Consider the following 16,096-nt stretch of genomic DNA (forward strand, 5'->3'; position numbering starts at 1 on the left):
CCTGCGGGGAAGGAAACGGCAGGCCAGTGCGGGGATATTAATGCTGCTGATAATTCACCACGTTAAGGACATGCTGGTCGGTCTGGGCTGGACATAGTCCCGCGCGTTTCGCGTTGCGCACTTCCTCAAAGATGGTCTGCAATAACAATCCGTCCTGCTGCTGTTCTTTCTCCAGATCGTGCAGGAAAGTGAGCGTCTGTGCGTCGTTCAACGCCTGCGCTTCATCGGCCAGACGCGACAGCGTACTGGCGCGCTGTTGGTACTCTTCGAGTGTTTTTTGAAACAATTCTTCCAGGGAATGCAAATCACTGCCCGGCACGTCAACCGCCTTCACGATCGGGTTCGCGCCGGCGTTTTTCATAAAATTAAACATCCGCATCATATGGGTGACGTTACTTTGCGCCTGGGTGCGAAGAAATGTTGCCGTTCCCATCAAACTTTGCTCTGAGCACCATTCGCTCAAATGGAGATAAAAATTCGAGGCGTAAAACTCAAGGTTCATTTGGGTGTTGAGTTTGTGAGCCATGCCTGCTGCAGCCATAACAATATCCTTATTTACTGAAAGAGACGGTGTGCGGGATAAACGGCACACTTAACTGTTAGCAGAATAAAACCCCTTCTGCCGGTCCATGAGTGATCGTAGTATCAATTCAGTTGCTGATCGAAATAAGCATAGCGCCGAATGCAAATTAAGAAAATCCTTAATGCTGTATGTTTATAAATTTTTACATGTTGCTGAAAGCAATGTCCGAATGCCTAAAATATTACCCCGCGTGATTAAAATGTATCCTTTTTATTATCAATGGTTTAAATTTTGAATGTATTTTTGAAATGACGTTTCAGATCACAAAAGAGATCCCTCGGCCATGGTAGGATCGGATTATTGATAATTCTTTTTTACGTTGGCGCATTAATTTACGAATGACACTGTTTAGTCAGAAATTATCGGCTCGCCATTTTTGCGCCAGATCAGTTTCACTAAAAACTATTTTATTTTACCGAATGATAACGTCGTTATTTCGGTTCATTTGGCATCATTGGCATGAGGTTGTGGAAATGAAAAAAGTTGCTGTCCTGTTGGCGCCTGGCTTTGAAGAAGCGGAAGCGATTGTCACCATTGATATTTTACGCCGTCTGCACATTGAGGTGGACACGCTGGCCTGCGCGGAGTCGCGGGCGGTGGTAAGCTATCACGATGTTCCGATGGTGGCGGATCAAACCCTGGCAGAAAGTCTGGAAACACTCTATGACGCCGTGGTGCTGCCGGGTGGACCGCAGGGTAGCGTCAATCTGGCGGCCAGTCCCCAGGTTGTGGCGTTCATCGCTCGCCATGACGCGGCGGGTAAATTGATCTGCCCGATTTGTTCGGCGGCGGCACGAGTGTTGGGTGGCAATGGGTTACTGAAAGGACGTCGCTACGTCTGTTCCGGCGATCTCTACGAGACAGTCACCGATGGCGTGTATGTCGACGCCCCGGTAGTGGAAGACGGAAATCTGCTGAGCGGAAAAGGGCTGGGACACATCTTCGACTTTGCGCTGGCGCTGTCGGCCCGTTTACTCGGCGATGACGCGCCGGTACGCGACCACGCCGACCATATTTATTATCGCTGGTAATTTTCGTGTCCCCAAATATGCCGTATTTGGGGACTAGGATTTGCTGGCTGGCGTTATGGATTAATTGGCTATCTTGTTTTTTATTTGTCAGACAATACTCCCCATTCTTATGTCATTTTCCGCTGAATTTATGTACGCAATTACTGTAATTCTGCGGTGTGATGCCGCTCTCCTATGGAGAATCAATTTCCCGCTACAACTATTCCAGAACCGGCATTTACCAGGCGAATAAATGGTAATGCCTTGTTTTACGTCTGAATTACAAAGAATCGTTCGATTTTACCCTACATAAAATGACGCTAAAGCTGGAGTTAACCATGCACAAATTCACTAAAGCGCTGGCGGCCATCGGTCTGGCTGCCGTTATGTCACAATCCGCTATTGCTGAAACCATGAAGTTAGGTTTTCTGGTCAAACAACCCGAAGAGCCCTGGTTTCAGACAGAATGGAAATTTGCCGATAAGGCCGGGAAAGATCTGGGCTTTGAGGTAATAAAAATAGCGGTCCCGGACGGGGAAAAAACCCTGAATGCGATCGACAGTCTGGCGGCCAGCGGCGCGAAAGGGTTCGTCATTTGCACGCCTGACCCGAAACTCGGTTCGGCGATTGTCGCCAAGGCGCGCGGGTATGACATGAAAGTCATTGCCGTCGATGACCAGTTCGTTAATGCCAAAGGTAAACCCATGGACAGCGTCCCGCTGGTGATGATGGCGGCGACCAAAATCGGCGAGCGTCAGGGCCAGGAACTGTTTAAAGAGATGCAGAAACGCGGCTGGGACGTCAAAGAGACCGCGGTGATGGCGATTACCGCCAACGAGCTGGATACGGCGCGCCGTCGTACCTCCGGATCCATGGAAGCGCTGAAAGTCGCCGGCTTCCCGGAAAAACAAATTTATCAGGTGCCCACCAAATCAAACGATATCCCGGGCGCGTTTGACGCCGCCAACTCAATGCTGGTGCAGCATCCGGAAGTCAAACACTGGTTGATCGTCGGCATGAACGATAACACGGTGCTCGGCGGCGTCCGGGCGACAGAAGGCCAGGGCTTTAAGGCGCCGGACGTTATCGGTATCGGCATTAACGGGGTTGATGCGGTAAGCGAGCTGTCGAAAGCGCAGGCCACCGGCTTTTACGGTTCGCTACTGCCAAGCCCGGACGTTCACGGCTATAAGTCCAGCGAAATGCTTTACAACTGGGTGACTAAAGATGCAGAACCGCCAAAATTCACTGAGGTCACAGACGTGGTGCTGATCACCCGCGACAACTTCAAAGAAGAACTGGCGAAAAAAGGCCTGGGCGGTAAATAACCTGACAGACAGCGAATGCCGGACAAGGCGCAGCGGCCCTCCGGCATTCGCTGTGAACGAGGAGTCGTTATGCAACAGTCTACCCCGTATCTCTCATTTCGCGGCATCGGTAAAACGTTCCCCGGCGTCAGGGCGCTCTCGGACATCAGTTTTGACTGCCATGCCGGTCAGGTGCATGCGTTGATGGGAGAAAATGGCGCCGGGAAATCCACTCTCCTGAAAATTCTCAGCGGCAACTATGCGCCTACCACGGGCTCTTTGGCGATTCGCGGTCAGGAGATGTCGTTTTCTGACACCACCGCCGCACTGAACGCCGGTGTCGCGATTATTTACCAGGAATTGCATCTCGTCCCGGAAATGACCGTGGCGGAGAACATTTATCTCGGCCAGCTTCCGCACAAGGGCGGAATCGTAAACCGCAGCCTGCTTAACGACGAAGCGGGGCTGCAACTGAAGCATCTTGGAATGGATATTGATCCCGATACCCCGCTGAAATACTTGTCCATCGGCCAGTGGCAAATGGTGGAGATTGCCAAAGCGCTGGCGCGCAACGCCAAAATTATCGCCTTTGATGAGCCGACCAGTTCGCTTTCAGCGAGGGAGATTGAGAATTTGTTTCGGGTGATCCGCGAACTGCGCAAAGAAGGCCGCGTCATTTTGTACGTTTCACACCGCATGGAAGAAATTTTTGCCCTTAGCGACGCCATTACTGTGTTTAAGGATGGACGCTATGTCACCACCTTCACCGATATGACGCAGGTGAACCATGACATGCTGGTTCAGGCGATGGTGGGGCGCGATCTCGGCGATATCTATGGTTGGCAACCGCGGCAGTATGGTGCGGAGCGTCTGCGTTTGCATGAGGTAAAAGCGCCTGGCGTGCGTATGCCAGTCAGCCTGACGGTGCGCAGCGGAGAAATCGTCGGTCTGTTTGGTCTGGTCGGCGCAGGCCGAAGCGAACTGATGAAAGGGCTGTTTGGCGGCACGCGGATCAGTAACGGGCAGGTGTATATCGACGGTCAACAGATTGATATTCGCAAACCCGCGAACGCCATTGCCGCCGGTATGATGCTGTGCCCCGAGGACCGCAAAGCCGAAGGAATCATTCCAGTGCATTCCGTTCGTGACAATATCAATATCAGCGCCCGCCGCAAGCATGTGCTTGGCGGCTGCCTGATCAATAACGGCTGGGAGGAAACCAACGCCGATCACCACATTCGTTCCCTGAACATCAAAACGCCTGGCGCGGAGCAACTGATCATGAACCTTTCCGGCGGGAACCAGCAGAAGGCGATTCTGGGGCGCTGGCTGTCGGAGGAGATGAAGGTCATTTTGCTCGACGAGCCGACGCGCGGCATTGATGTTGGCGCGAAGCACGAAATTTACAACGTAATCTATGCCCTGGCCGCCCGCGGCGTCGCGGTGCTTTTCGCCTCCAGCGATCTGCCGGAAGTGCTCGGTGTCGCAGACCGCATCATCGTCATGCGGGAAGGGGAAATTGCCGGGGAACTGCTTCATGAACAGGCGGATGAGCGCCAGGCGCTGAGCCTCGCTATGCCTAAAGTCAGCCAGGCAGTCGCCTGAGAAAGGAGAGAAAGATGTCTTCCGTAACAACGTCTGGTTCTGGCGCGCCGAAGTCGCCGTCGTCGTTTAGTCTGGGTCGCATCTGGGATCAGTATGGCATGCTGGTGGTCTTCGCCGTTCTGTTCCTCGCCTGCGCGATTTTTGTGCCTAACTTTGCCACCTTCATCAACATGAAAGGGCTGGGGCTGGCTATCTCTATGTCGGGGATGGTGGCATGCGGCATGTTATTCTGCCTGGCGTCAGGGGATTTTGACCTCTCTGTCGCCTCGGTGATCGCCTGTGCCGGGGTAACCACGGCAGTGGTGATCAACATGAGCGAAAGCCTGTGGATTGGCGTCGGCGCGGGGTTGCTGCTTGGCGTGCTGTGCGGGCTGGTTAATGGCTTTGTAATCGCCAGGCTGAAGATTAACGCGCTGATTACCACGCTGGCGACGATGCAGATTGTCCGCGGGCTGGCCTATATCATCTCTGACGGTAAAGCCGTAGGGATTGAGGATGAACGCTTTTTCACCCTCGGCTACGCCAACTGGTTCGGCCTACCGGCCCCCATCTGGCTGACGGTCGCCTGCCTGATCATTTTTGGTTTACTGCTGAATAAAACCACCTTTGGACGCAATACGCTGGCGATTGGGGGAAATGAAGAGGCGGCGCGTCTGGCAGGGGTACCGGTCGTTCGGACCAAAATCATCATCTTCGTGCTGTCGGGGCTGGTGTCTGCGGCGGCCGGGATTATCCTCGCGTCGCGCATGACCAGCGGACAGCCAATGACCTCTATCGGTTACGAGCTGATCGTCATTTCCGCCTGCGTGTTAGGCGGCGTTTCCCTCAAAGGCGGCATCGGAAAAATCTCATATGTGGTCGCCGGAGTCCTTATTTTAGGCACCGTTGAGAACGCCATGAACCTGCTGAATATTTCGCCTTTCGCCCAGTACGTGGTACGCGGCTTAATCCTGCTGGCAGCAGTGATCTTCGACCGTTACAAGCAAAAAGCGAAGCGCACCGTTTGATAAAAATATCCTCAACTTTTTAGTCTAGTTCCTCCCTTTTGCCAGCCGCTACCCCGGCTGGCAACTGTCTTTCTAAATGGCGAGCAGGGTCACACTGTCTATACTTACATGACTATGGGGCGCGATCCGCGCGTTGCCGGAAATAATGATAAGGAGGAGAACCGGGTGGCAGAACCGTTAACCGCAATCCCTGAACAATCCGCTCTCTACGCTTACTTTTTTGATCTTGATGGCACCCTGGCGGAGATCAAACCGCATCCTGACCAGGTCGTTGTGCCACCAACGATTCTTCAGATGCTTCACCGTCTTGCCGAGAACAGCGCTGGAGCATTGGCACTGGTTTCAGGGCGTTCCATGGCGGAACTTGATGCGCTGGCGAAACCCTGGCGTTTTCCGCTGGCGGGGGTCCACGGCGCCGAGCGGCGCGACATTCATGGCCGGACGCATATCGTTCATCTTCCGCAAGCCATAGAGCGTGAGGTGAGCCTGCAACTGCATACCGCGCTGGCGAATCTGCCAGGCACTGAACTCGAGACCAAAGGCATGGCCTTTGCGCTGCACTATCGTCAGGCACCAGAGCATGAGGCGACCCTTCAGGCGATAGCGAGCCGCATTACCCAGACCTGGCCGCAACTGGCCATTCAGCAGGGTAAATGCGTTGTAGAGATAAAACCGAAGGGGACCAACAAAGGAGAGGCGATCTCTGCGTTTATGCAGGAAGCGCCGTTTGCCGGGCGAATCCCGGTATTTTTGGGAGATGACTTGACCGATGAAACAGGATTTGCCGTGGTGAACAACGCGGGGGGTATGTCAATCAAAGTGGGTGAGGGAGAAACCCTGGCGAAATGGCGTCTCGCAAGCGTTCCCGACGTATGGCGTTGGATCGAAACTATTCACACTTCACAACAACAAGAAAAAAACACGAATGACAGGAGAGATGGCTATGAGTCGTTTAGTCGTAGTATCTAATCGAATTGCTCCCCCGGACAATAAAACCAGCGCAGGCGGACTGGCCGTCGGCGTGCTGGGCGCGCTGAAAGCCGCAGGAGGATTATGGTTCGGTTGGAGTGGCGAACTGGGGAACGAGGATCAGCCGTTAAAAAAGGTGACCCGGGGCAACATTACCTGGGCGTCGTTTAATCTGAGCGAGCAGGATCATGAAGAGTATTACAACCAGTTTTCCAATGCCGTGTTATGGCCGGCCTTTCACTACCGTCTGGATCTGGTGAATTTCCAGCGTTCGGCGTGGGAAGGTTATCAGCGGGTCAATGCGCTGTTAGCGGACAAGCTGCTGCCGCTGCTAAAAGAGGATGACATCATCTGGATCCACGATTATCACCTGCTGCCGTTCGCCAGCGAGCTGCGTAAGCGTGGGGTAAATAATCGCATCGGCTTCTTCCTGCATATTCCGTTCCCGACGCCAGAAATTTTTAACGCGCTGCCGTGTTCAGAAGAGCTACTGGAACAACTGTGCGACTTCGATCTGTTGGGATTCCAGACGGAAAATGACCGACTGGCGTTCCTGGACAGCTTGTCCAGCCTGACGAGAGTCGCGACCCGTGAAAGCCGAAGCCACATCGCGTGGGGCAAAAGCTTCCGTACCGAGGTGTATCCTATCGGCATCGAGCCAGATGAGATCGCTCAGCAGGCCTCGGGTCCGCTGCCGCCGAAACTGGCGCAGCTTAAGGCTGAACTCAAAAATCTGAAGAATATTTTTTCTGTCGAGCGCCTCGACTACTCGAAAGGGTTGCCGGAGCGTTTTCAGGCTTATGAAGCGCTGCTGGAGAAATACCCGCAGCACCACGGCAAAATTCGCTATACCCAGATAGCCCCCACCTCCCGTGGCGATGTTCAGGCCTATCAGGACATCCGTCATCAGCTTGAGACCGAAGCAGGACGCATCAACGGTAAATATGGTCAACTGGGCTGGACGCCGCTGTTCTACCTGAATCAGCATTTTGATCGCAAGCTGTTGATGAAAGTCTTTCGCTACTCTGACGTAGGGCTGGTGACGCCGCTGCGTGATGGTATGAACCTGGTGGCGAAAGAGTTCGTGGCCGCGCAGGACCCGGCGAACCCCGGCGTGCTGGTGCTTTCACAATTCGCCGGCGCGGCGAACGAGTTGACGTCTGCGCTGATCGTCAATCCTTACGATCGTGACGAAGTGGCCGCGGCGCTGGATCGCGCGTTAACGATGCCGCTGGCGGAGCGCATATCCCGCCACGCGGAAATGCTGGAGGTGATTGTTAAAAATGACATTAACCACTGGCAGGAGCGCTTTATCTGCGATTTAAAGCAGATCGCGCCGCGCAGTGCTGACAGCCTGCAGCAGAACAAAGTGGCGACCTTCCCGAAACTGGCCTGATGGCGGCTGCGAGGCGGTTATTCGCCATCCAGCGGGACGAGCAGGACGTCCACCAGGCTTGAACTGACAACGCTTTTCGCCGAGCAGGACGCTCGCGAAAAGAAACTTTGATTATGATTGCCGCAAACCACCAGATCGACGTCGTGTTTGCGGCACACGTCCAGAATATGCTCGCTCAGTTCGCCGTAAGTGATAAAAGTTTGGGCGATCGGGTAACCGGCATCTTTTCCTAACTTTTTCAGAAAATCATGGGTTTCTTCATGCATCACGGCGCGTAAATCTTCCAGCATCGGCGCAGCGAACTGATTATACAGTTCCGGATCGGAGGCAAGGGTGATAAGGCTGATACGCGCATTGACGGGTTGGGCAATCGAAACCGCTTTTGCCAGAAGCTGCTGGCTTTCCGGGGTGACCGCGACGGCAACCAGGATGTGACGGTAACTCATAACTCGCTCCTTATTGCAAGAATATGAGAGGGTTCTTCAGCATTACTCCGAAATGAGGACAACTGCAATGCTTTACGATGACAATAATGTGAAGGCAATCATAATTATTCATTAAGTTTTCTTATAAATATTCTGAAGGAATAACCAAAATTATGTCCGAAATGGGATGACTTAAATCAAATTTCGCGCGCATCAATTTTTCCTCTTAACAAATTTACGAAAGTTATTAATTTCTTTATAGGCATAAATAGCACGCATTGATAAAAATTAGAAAACAATTAACTCATTGTTTATAAACGATAAAAATATCCATCCCTTTATGGTGAAATTAATGGAAATCGAGTATTTTCTCACCGTTATTTTAACTTCTGTGTCGTAATATTTTTGTCTGTATCCGGCTCTTTTTTTAATGACCCTGGAAACAAAAAGGGGTTTTGCTGGCTAATTATTCATCAAAATAAAAGCTCAACTGATGGATTTATGTTATCGAATAAGTTAATTTATGTGATGTGCATCACATATTTTCCAAATTCGCAGCGTGGCTTTGTTGTATGTCTTGGGAGTGACGAGTACAGTTGCGTCGATTTAGGAAAAATCTTAGGCATTTGTAAGAAATCATGTTCGTCTGTAAGCGCCTGACAAGGTTGTCATGACGTTCGCAGCGTGCATATTTCTGTCTGAGATCTGCTATGTATTTGACCTATTTGCTTTTATTTACCGGGATTTCCCGGCGACATCACGGGGTGCGGTTACGCCGCATAAAAAATAAAGTTGGTTATTCTGGATGGGAATAATGCATACATCCGAGTTGCTGAAACACATTTATGACATCAATTTGTCATATTTACTCCTTGCACAGCGTCTGATCGTTCAGGACAAAGCGTCCGCCATGTTTCGTCTCGGGATCACGGAAGAGATGGCGACCTCGCTGGGTGCCCTGACCTTGCCACAGATGGTCAAACTGGCGGAAACAAACCAACTGGTATGTCACTTCCGCTTCGACAATCATCAGACCATCACCCGGCTGACTCAGGACTCACGGGTAGACGATCTCCAGCAAATTCATACCGGTATCATGTTGTCCACGCGTCTGTTGAGTGATGTCGAACAGGCTGATGAAACCGCACGGAAAAAAAGGGCCTGACGATGAGTGAAAAAAGCATTGTTCAGGAAGCTCGCGATATCCAGTTAGCGATGGAATTGATCACTCTGGGCGCCCGTTTGCAAATGCTGGAAAGCGAGACGCAGTTAAGTCGCGGCCGCCTCATCAAATTGTACAAAGAACTCCGCGGTAGCCCCCCGCCTAAAGGCATGCTGCCGTTTTCTACTGACTGGTTTATGACCTGGGAGCAAAATATTCATGCTTCCATGTTCTGTAATGCCTGGCAGTTTTTACTCAAAACCGGTCTGTGCAGCGGTGTGGATGCGGTGATCAAGGCCTACCGGTTGTACCTCGAACAGTGTCCGCAAGGGGAAGACGGTCCGCTGTTGGCGCTGACCCGCGCCTGGACGCTGGTGCGTTTCGTCGAAAGCGGATTGCTGCAACTGTCGAGCTGTAGCTGTTGCGGCGGGAATTTTATTACCCATGCGCATCAGCCTGCCGGGAGTTTTGCCTGCAGTTTGTGCCAGCCGCCTTCCCGCGCGGTAAAAAGACGTAAACTTTCCCAGGATGCTGCCGATATTATTCCACAACTGCTGGATGAACAGGTCGAACAGGCTGTTTAACCGATACGGTGTGGACAAGACACTCCAGCAGCGGTAAGCGATTACCGCTGCTTTTTTTTGCCTCGCCGACGCGTTAACGCCCCCCGACTGCGCATCCTGTCATAGTCAACAGCGGAAGGATGATGTCGTGCTTATCTTATTAGGTTACCTGGTTGTTATCGGTACAGTTTTCGGCGGTTATATGATGACCGGCGGGCACCTTGGGGCACTCTATCAACCGGCTGAATTTGTGATCATCGGCGGCGCGGGGGTCGGGGCGTTTATTGTCGGCAACAACGGTAAAGCGATTAAGGGAACGCTGAAGGCGCTGCCGCTGCTGTTTCGCCGATCCAAATACACCAAAGCGATGTACATGGATCTGCTGGCGCTGCTCTACCGCCTGATGGCTAAGTCACGCCAGCAGGGGATGTTCTCCCTTGAGCGTGACATTGAGAACCCGAAAGAGAGTGAAATTTTTACCAGCTATCCGCGCATTCTTGCCGATGCGGTCATGCTGGATTTTATTGTCGATTACCTGCGTCTGATTATTAGCGGCAATATGAATACTTTCGAAATTGAAGCGCTGATGGACGAGGAGATCGAAACCCACGAAAGCGAAGCGGAAGTTCCGGCGAACAGCCTGGCGCTGATGGGCGATTCGCTACCGGCGTTTGGTATCGTCGCCGCGGTGATGGGGGTGGTTCACGCGCTGGCTTCCGCCGACAGGCCCGCTGCCGAACTGGGGGCGCTGATCGCCCACGCGATGGTCGGCACCTTCCTCGGTATTTTACTTGCCTATGGTTTCATCTCGCCGCTGGCCAGCGTGCTGCGTCAGAAAAGCGCCGAGACCACCAAGATGATGCAGTGCGTCAAGATTACGCTGCTTTCAAATCTGAATGGCTATGCCCCACCGATCGCCGTCGAATTTGGCCGCAAAACCCTCTATTCCAGCGAGCGCCCGTCATTCATTGAACTGGAAGAGCACGTGCGGGCGGTCAGAAACCCTAATCAGCAGACGACGACTGAGGACGCATGAAGAATCAGTCCCATCCTATCGTCGTCGTCAAACGACGCAAACATAAAGGGCACGGCGGCGGCGCTCACGGTTCGTGGAAGATTGCCTACGCTGATTTTATGACAGCCATGATGGCCTTTTTTCTGGTGATGTGGCTCATTTCCATCTCCAGCCCTAAAGAACTGATTCAAATTGCCGAATATTTCCGTACGCCGCTGGCGACGGCGATCACCGGCGGCAACCGGATCGCCAACAGCCAGAGCCCGATTCCCGGCGGTGGTGATGACTTCACCCAACAACAGGGAGAAGTGAATAAACAGCCTGACATCGAGGCATTACGGAAGCGGATGGAGCAAAACCGGTTGAGCAAACTGCGTGGCGACCTCGATCAGCTGATTGAATCCGACCCGAAACTGCGGGCGTTGCGTCCGCATCTGAAGATCGATCTGGTGCAGGAAGGGCTGCGTATTCAGATTATCGACAGTCAGAATCGCCCGATGTTTAAAACCGGCAGTGCCGAGGTCGAGCCGTATATGCGCGACATTCTGCGGGCGATCGCGCCCGTGCTGAACGGGATTCCAAACCGAATCAGCTTGTCCGGGCATACGGATGATTTTCCCTATGCCAACGGGGAGAAAGGCTACAGCAACTGGGAATTGTCCGCCGACCGCGCGAATGCGTCGCGGCGTGAACTGGTGCAGGGCGGTCTGGATGATGGAAAAGTGTTACGGGTGGTGGGGATGGCCGCCACGATGCGCCTGAGCGATCGCGGCCCCGATGACGCCATTAACCGCCGGATCAGCCTGCTGGTACTGAATAAACAGGCTGAACAGTCAATTTTGCATGAAAACGCTGAAAGCCAGAACGAGCCGGTAAGTGTATTACAACAGCCTGCGGCGGCACCGCAGGTAAGCGTTCCCACATCGCCACCAGCCAATCCGAGGTGATAGCGTGAGCATGGATATTAGCGATTTTTATCAGACCTTTTTTGATGAAGCTGACGAGTTGTTGGCTGACATGGAGCAACACCTGCTTGACCTTGCGCCCGACGCGCCGGACGCCGAGCAGTTGAATGCCATTTTCCGCGCCGCGCATTCCATTAAAGGCGGCGCCGGAACCTTCGGCTTCACCATTTTGCAGGAAACGACTCATCTGATGGAGAACCTGCTGGATGAAGCGCGCCGTGGTGAAATGCAGCTCAACACCGACATTATCAACCTGTTTTTGGAAACGAAAGATATTATGCAGGAACAGCTCGACGCCTATAAAAGCTCCCAGGAGCCGGATGCCGCTAGCTTCGAATATATCTGCAATGCATTGCGCCAGCTGGCGCTGGAAGCGAAGGGCGAAACCGCGCCTGCGGTGGTGGCAAACGCCCGGCTGAGCGTCGTGGACACAACGCCTGATGAGGGCGGCGCGCCGACAGTAGAAGAAAAATTGCGCATTAATCTGTCCCGCCTGAAAGCCAGTGAGATTGATCTGCTGGAGGAAGAACTGGGCAATTTGAGCACCTTAACCGACGTGGTGAAAGGCGCCGATTCGCTTGCCGCCACCCTGGACGGCGGTGTCGCCGAAGAGGATGTGGTGGCAGTGCTGTGCTTTGTGATCGAAGCCGATCAGATTTCCTTCGAAAAAGTCGTCGCGCCGAACGCCCCTGCGGTCGCGGCTGAACCGCCCGCCGCTGTTGCGCAGCCTGTCGCTGTGGTCCCGGCCGTTAAATCGCCCGCTGCCGACGCGCATGCCGGACGTGCGGAGCGCGAAAAGCCCGCGCGCGCCAGCGAATCGACCAGCATTCGCGTGGCAGTGGAGAAGGTCGATCAGCTCATCAACCTGGTGGGTGAACTGGTGATCACTCAGTCGATGCTGGCCCAACGTTCGAACGAACTTGACCCGGTTAATCATGGCGATCTCATCACCAGCATGGGGCAGTTACAACGTAACGCCCGCGATTTGCAGGAGTCGGTGATGTCGATTCGCATGATGCCGATGGAATACGTTTTCAGCCGCTTCCCGCGTCTGGTGCGGGATCTGGCGGGCAAGCTCGGCAAACAAGTGGAACTGACGCTGGTGGGCAGCTCCACCGAACTCGATAAAAGTCTGATTGAACGCATTATCGATCCGCTGACGCATCTGGTGCGCAATAGTCTCGACCACGGCATCGAGCTGCCGGAAAAACGCCTTGAGGCCGGTAAAAATGCGGTCGGAAATCTGATCCTGTCCGCAGAACATCAGGGCGGCAACATTTGCATTGAAGTGACCGACGACGGCGCGGGGTTAAACCGCGAGCGGATCCTCGCAAAAGCGATCGCCCAGGGGATGGCGGTAAACGAAAATATGACCGATGACGAAGTCGGTATGCTGATTTTTGCCCCTGGCTTCTCTACCGCCGAACAGGTGACTGACGTTTCCGGTCGCGGCGTGGGCATGGATGTGGTGAAACGTAACATCCAGGAGATGGGCGGCCATGTGGAGATCCAGTCGAAACAGGGCGCCGGTACCACCATCCGTATTTTGCTGCCGCTGACGCTGGCGATTCTCGACGGCATGTCCGTTCGCGTCGCTGATGAAGTCTTTATTTTGCCGCTGAATGCGGTAATGGAATCGCTGCAACCGCGCGAGGACGATCTGCATCCGCTGGCCGGTGGCGAGCGCGTGCTGGAAGTGCGTGGAGAATACCTGCCGCTGGTGGAACTGTGGAAAGTCTTCGACGTTGAAGGGGCGAAAACGGAGGCCACCCAGGGCATTGTGGTGATCCTGCAAAGCGGCGGTCGCCGTTACGCGCTGCTGGTTGATCAACTGATTGGTCAGCACCAGGTGGTGGTAAAGAACCTGGAAAGCAACTATCGCAAAGTGCCGGGGATTTCCGCCGCGACGATCCTCGGCGATGGTAGCGTCGCGCTGATTGTGGATGTCTCTGCCCTGCAGAGTTTAAATCGCGAACAACGTATGGCGATCACCGCCGCCTGATTGAGTGAGAAAGGAAAAATATGACCGGTATGACTAATGTAACCAAACTGGCCGGCGAGCCGTCAGGTCAGGAGTTCCTGGTGTTTACGCTGGGAGACGAAGAATACGGTATTGATATTCTGAAAGTGCAGGAAATCCGCGGCTATGATCAGGTTACCCGGATAGCCAACACCCCTGCGTTTATCAAAGGAGTGACCAACCTGCGCGGTGTGATCGTGCCAATCGTCGATCTGCGCGTGAAGTTCTGCGAGGGTGACGTTGAGTACAACGATAACACGGTCGTGATCGTGCTTAACCTGGGGCAGCGCGTGGTCGGCATTGTCGTTGATGGCGTTTCCGACGTGCTGTCGCTGACCGCGGAACAGATTCGTCCTGCGCCGGAGTTTGCCGTCACCTTGTCAACGGAATACCTGACGGGACTGGGCGCGCTGGGCGAACGTATGCTGATTCTGGTGAATATTGAAAAACTGCTGAACAGTGACGAAATGGCGCTGCTGGATATTGCCGCTTCGCATATGGCGTAAGGCGCGCAGGCCCGGCGGCGATGCCGCTTCCGGGCCTGCGTATCAACGGTATCCGTCAGCATAAACCGTTACGCGTTAACTTCCTGCTCTGCCACTTCTTTTTCGCTTTCCGTCAGTAATCCTTCATCCTGCGCCAGCATCGCGGTGGCAATGCCGTTACCTAACACATTGATGGCGGAACGCCCCATGTCGAGGAAATGGTCGATACCCATCAGTAACAAAATGCCCGCCACCGGGATATTGAAGCTCGGAATGGTTGCCGCCAGCACTACCAGCGCCGAACGCGGAACGCCGGCAATCCCTTTTGAGGCCAGCATCAGGGTCAGCATCAGCACGCTGATCTCAGCCAACGACAGGTGAATATTGTACGCCTGGGCGATAAACATCGACGCAAACGAGCAGTACACCATCGAACCGACCAGATTAAAGGAATACCCGATCGGCAAAACGAAAGAAACAATATTGCGCGAGCAGCCGAATTTGGTCAGCAACTCCAGGGTTTTCGGGTAAGCGGCTTCAGAACTGCTGGTGGTAAAGGCGACCAGCACAGGTTCCTTCAGCAGACTGACCAGCCGGAACACCTCTTTTTTCAGCACCAGATAACCCGCGGCCAACAGCACCAGGCAGGTCATCAGAATGGCGACGTAATAGCCGCCGATAAACGAGGCGTAGTTGAGTAAAATCCCCACTCCTTCGGTGGCGATCACCGAAGAAATCGCGGCAAATATCGCCAGTGGAGCCACATACATCACGTAGCCCGTCACCTTCAGCATAATATGCGAAACCACATCCAGCGCGGCAACCAGTGGGGTGTTGAGTTTCTCGCCCAGCGACGCGCCGCCGATACCAAAGAACATTGAGAACACCACGATCTGCAAAATTTCATTATTCGCCATCGCTTCGGCAATGCTGGTGGGGATCGTATGTGACAGAAAGCCTTTCAGGCTCATACCGCCCACCGCCAGACCGGTTTCCACCGCGTCTTTTGGAATGGTCAGGTTCAGGCCGCTGCCGGGCTGTTCAAGGGTAACAATAAACAGCCCTACCAGAATCGACAGTATCGAGGAGCTGATAAACCAGATCATCGCCTTACCGCCCACGCGCCCGATGGTGGCGGTCTCGCCCAGACGCATAATGCCAACGGTCAGCGTACTGAAGACTAACGGCGCAATGACCATTTTTATCAGGCGCAAAAAGATATCGGTAAGAAGGGTGATGTTCTCTGCCCAGGCGGTAATCACGCTTTCGGATGTCCAGGAGTGAATAACCGCGCCTGACACAATGCCTGCCAGCATGAAAATCACGATGAATATCGTGAGTTTATTTGCATTTGCCACTGAAAATCCCTCGGGCTGAATTTAACAATTTGTTATCAGCGATATATTTGTTTTGTGAATTTATTGGTGAAGATTTATTTACTACCTAAATTGGCGTATTCCCGCCCGGCTTACAACTATTTTTTATTAATTACGCATTTTGTTGTGTTCTTCGAAGGGTGTTTTCGTGACCTGGATCGCATAAGAATGAATATATCCTTCGACGGAGCAGGGTAAATGAGATGTA

The 16,096-nt window shown here is 53.3% G+C and carries 15 protein-coding genes; 12 read left to right on the forward strand and 3 right to left on the reverse strand.

The genetic code is table 11. The features are described 5' to 3' along the window. Positions 1-37: 37 nt before the first annotated feature. Positions 38-541 (reverse strand): non-heme ferritin-like protein, encoded by a 504-nt coding sequence (locus HVX72_RS08785; RefSeq protein ID WP_042283961.1) that lies wholly within the window; start codon positions 539-541, stop codon positions 38-40. Positions 542-1,056: 515 nt separating this feature from the next. Between HVX72_RS08785 and HVX72_RS08790 the strand changes: the two genes are divergently transcribed. The 6 genes from HVX72_RS08790 (at position 1,057) to otsA (ending at position 7,877) form a co-directional block, all read left to right on the forward strand. Then, a complete protein-coding gene (locus HVX72_RS08790; RefSeq protein ID WP_042283958.1) occupies positions 1,057-1,614 on the forward strand; it encodes a DJ-1/PfpI family protein in 558 nt (185 codons plus the stop codon). 317 nt (positions 1,615-1,931) lie between these two features. Next, positions 1,932-2,921 carry an arabinose ABC transporter substrate-binding protein AraF gene (araF, locus tag HVX72_RS08795; protein ID WP_181823014.1) on the forward strand — a complete coding sequence of 330 codons (990 nt, stop codon included), beginning with the start codon at positions 1,932-1,934 and terminating at the stop codon, positions 2,919-2,921. 69 nt (positions 2,922-2,990) lie between these two features. Then, positions 2,991-4,505, forward strand: coding sequence for an L-arabinose ABC transporter ATP-binding protein AraG (araG, locus tag HVX72_RS08800; RefSeq protein ID WP_181823015.1), 1,515 nt, complete (start codon positions 2,991-2,993; stop codon positions 4,503-4,505). Between the two features lie 14 nt (positions 4,506-4,519). After that, entirely contained in the window at positions 4,520-5,512 is a 993-nt protein-coding gene (gene araH, locus HVX72_RS08805; protein ID WP_181823016.1) for an arabinose ABC transporter permease AraH, read from the forward strand. A gap of 165 nt (positions 5,513-5,677) precedes the next feature. Beyond that, positions 5,678-6,481: a trehalose-phosphatase gene (otsB, locus tag HVX72_RS08810; RefSeq protein ID WP_042284742.1), complete on the forward strand. Its 804-nt coding sequence runs from the start codon at positions 5,678-5,680 to the stop codon at positions 6,479-6,481. Then, positions 6,456-7,877: an alpha,alpha-trehalose-phosphate synthase gene (gene otsA, locus HVX72_RS08815; protein ID WP_042283945.1), complete on the forward strand. Its 1,422-nt coding sequence runs from the start codon at positions 6,456-6,458 to the stop codon at positions 7,875-7,877. Before otsB ends, otsA begins: the two co-directional genes overlap by 26 nt. 17 nt (positions 7,878-7,894) lie before the next feature. Here the strand turns inward: otsA and uspC are convergent, their stop codons facing one another. Next, positions 7,895-8,323, reverse strand: coding sequence for a universal stress protein UspC (gene uspC, locus HVX72_RS08820; RefSeq protein WP_181823017.1), 429 nt, complete (start codon positions 8,321-8,323; stop codon positions 7,895-7,897). 793 nt (positions 8,324-9,116) lie between these two features. Here uspC and flhD point away from each other — a divergent pair. The 6 genes from flhD (at position 9,117) to cheW (ending at position 14,533) form a co-directional block, all read left to right on the forward strand. Continuing rightward, a complete protein-coding gene (flhD, locus tag HVX72_RS08825) occupies positions 9,117-9,467 on the forward strand; it encodes a flagellar transcriptional regulator FlhD (RefSeq protein ID WP_042283937.1) in 351 nt (116 codons plus the stop codon). A gap of 2 nt (positions 9,468-9,469) precedes the next feature. Next, entirely contained in the window at positions 9,470-10,048 is a 579-nt protein-coding gene (gene flhC / locus HVX72_RS08830) for a flagellar transcriptional regulator FlhC (protein WP_042283935.1), read from the forward strand. Positions 10,049-10,175: 127 nt separating this feature from the next. Next, positions 10,176-11,063, forward strand: a complete 888-nt coding sequence (motA, locus tag HVX72_RS08835; RefSeq protein ID WP_042283932.1) for a flagellar motor stator protein MotA — start codon at positions 10,176-10,178, stop codon at positions 11,061-11,063. After that, on the forward strand, positions 11,060-11,989 hold the full coding sequence (motB, locus tag HVX72_RS08840; protein ID WP_042283929.1) for a flagellar motor protein MotB: 930 nt from the start codon (positions 11,060-11,062) through the stop codon (positions 11,987-11,989). Before motA ends, motB begins: the two co-directional genes overlap by 4 nt. 4 nt (positions 11,990-11,993) lie before the next feature. Next, the gene (gene cheA / locus HVX72_RS08845; protein WP_181823018.1) at positions 11,994-14,009 is read left to right on the forward strand and encodes a chemotaxis protein CheA; all 2,016 of its coding nucleotides are present in this window, start codon (positions 11,994-11,996) and stop codon (positions 14,007-14,009) included. 20 nt (positions 14,010-14,029) lie between these two features. Beyond that, positions 14,030-14,533 carry a chemotaxis protein CheW gene (cheW, locus tag HVX72_RS08850; protein ID WP_042283923.1) on the forward strand — a complete coding sequence of 168 codons (504 nt, stop codon included), beginning with the start codon at positions 14,030-14,032 and terminating at the stop codon, positions 14,531-14,533. Between the two features lie 68 nt (positions 14,534-14,601). Here the strand turns inward: cheW and HVX72_RS08855 are convergent, their stop codons facing one another. Continuing rightward, on the reverse strand, positions 14,602-15,870 hold the full coding sequence (locus tag HVX72_RS08855) for a dicarboxylate/amino acid:cation symporter (RefSeq protein WP_181823019.1): 1,269 nt from the start codon (positions 15,868-15,870) through the stop codon (positions 14,602-14,604). Positions 15,871-16,096: the final 226 nt, after the last annotated feature.

This window comes from Citrobacter sp. RHB21-C05 (assembly GCF_013889015.1).
GTDB classification, from domain to species: domain Bacteria; phylum Pseudomonadota; class Gammaproteobacteria; order Enterobacterales; family Enterobacteriaceae; genus Citrobacter_A; species Citrobacter_A sedlakii.

What these genes read in the sequence shown, in the direction of transcription:
- HVX72_RS08785 (WP_042283961.1), bottom strand. Translation starts at nt 541, where the DNA reads ATGGCTGCAGCAGGCATGGCTCACAAACTCAACACCCAAATGAACCTT.
- HVX72_RS08790 (WP_042283958.1), top strand. Translation starts at nt 1,057, where the DNA reads ATGAAAAAAGTTGCTGTCCTGTTGGCGCCTGGCTTTGAAGAAGCGGAA.
- araF (WP_181823014.1), top strand. Translation starts at nt 1,932, where the DNA reads ATGCACAAATTCACTAAAGCGCTGGCGGCCATCGGTCTGGCTGCCGTT.
- araG (WP_181823015.1), top strand. Translation starts at nt 2,991, where the DNA reads ATGCAACAGTCTACCCCGTATCTCTCATTTCGCGGCATCGGTAAAACG.
- araH (WP_181823016.1), top strand. Translation starts at nt 4,520, where the DNA reads ATGTCTTCCGTAACAACGTCTGGTTCTGGCGCGCCGAAGTCGCCGTCG.
- otsA (WP_042283945.1), top strand. Translation starts at nt 6,456, where the DNA reads ATGAGTCGTTTAGTCGTAGTATCTAATCGAATTGCTCCCCCGGACAAT.
- uspC (WP_181823017.1), bottom strand. Translation starts at nt 8,323, where the DNA reads ATGAGTTACCGTCACATCCTGGTTGCCGTCGCGGTCACCCCGGAAAGC.
- flhD (WP_042283937.1), top strand. Translation starts at nt 9,117, where the DNA reads ATGCATACATCCGAGTTGCTGAAACACATTTATGACATCAATTTGTCA.
- flhC (WP_042283935.1), top strand. Translation starts at nt 9,470, where the DNA reads ATGAGTGAAAAAAGCATTGTTCAGGAAGCTCGCGATATCCAGTTAGCG.
- motB (WP_042283929.1), top strand. Translation starts at nt 11,060, where the DNA reads ATGAAGAATCAGTCCCATCCTATCGTCGTCGTCAAACGACGCAAACAT.
- cheW (WP_042283923.1), top strand. Translation starts at nt 14,030, where the DNA reads ATGACCGGTATGACTAATGTAACCAAACTGGCCGGCGAGCCGTCAGGT.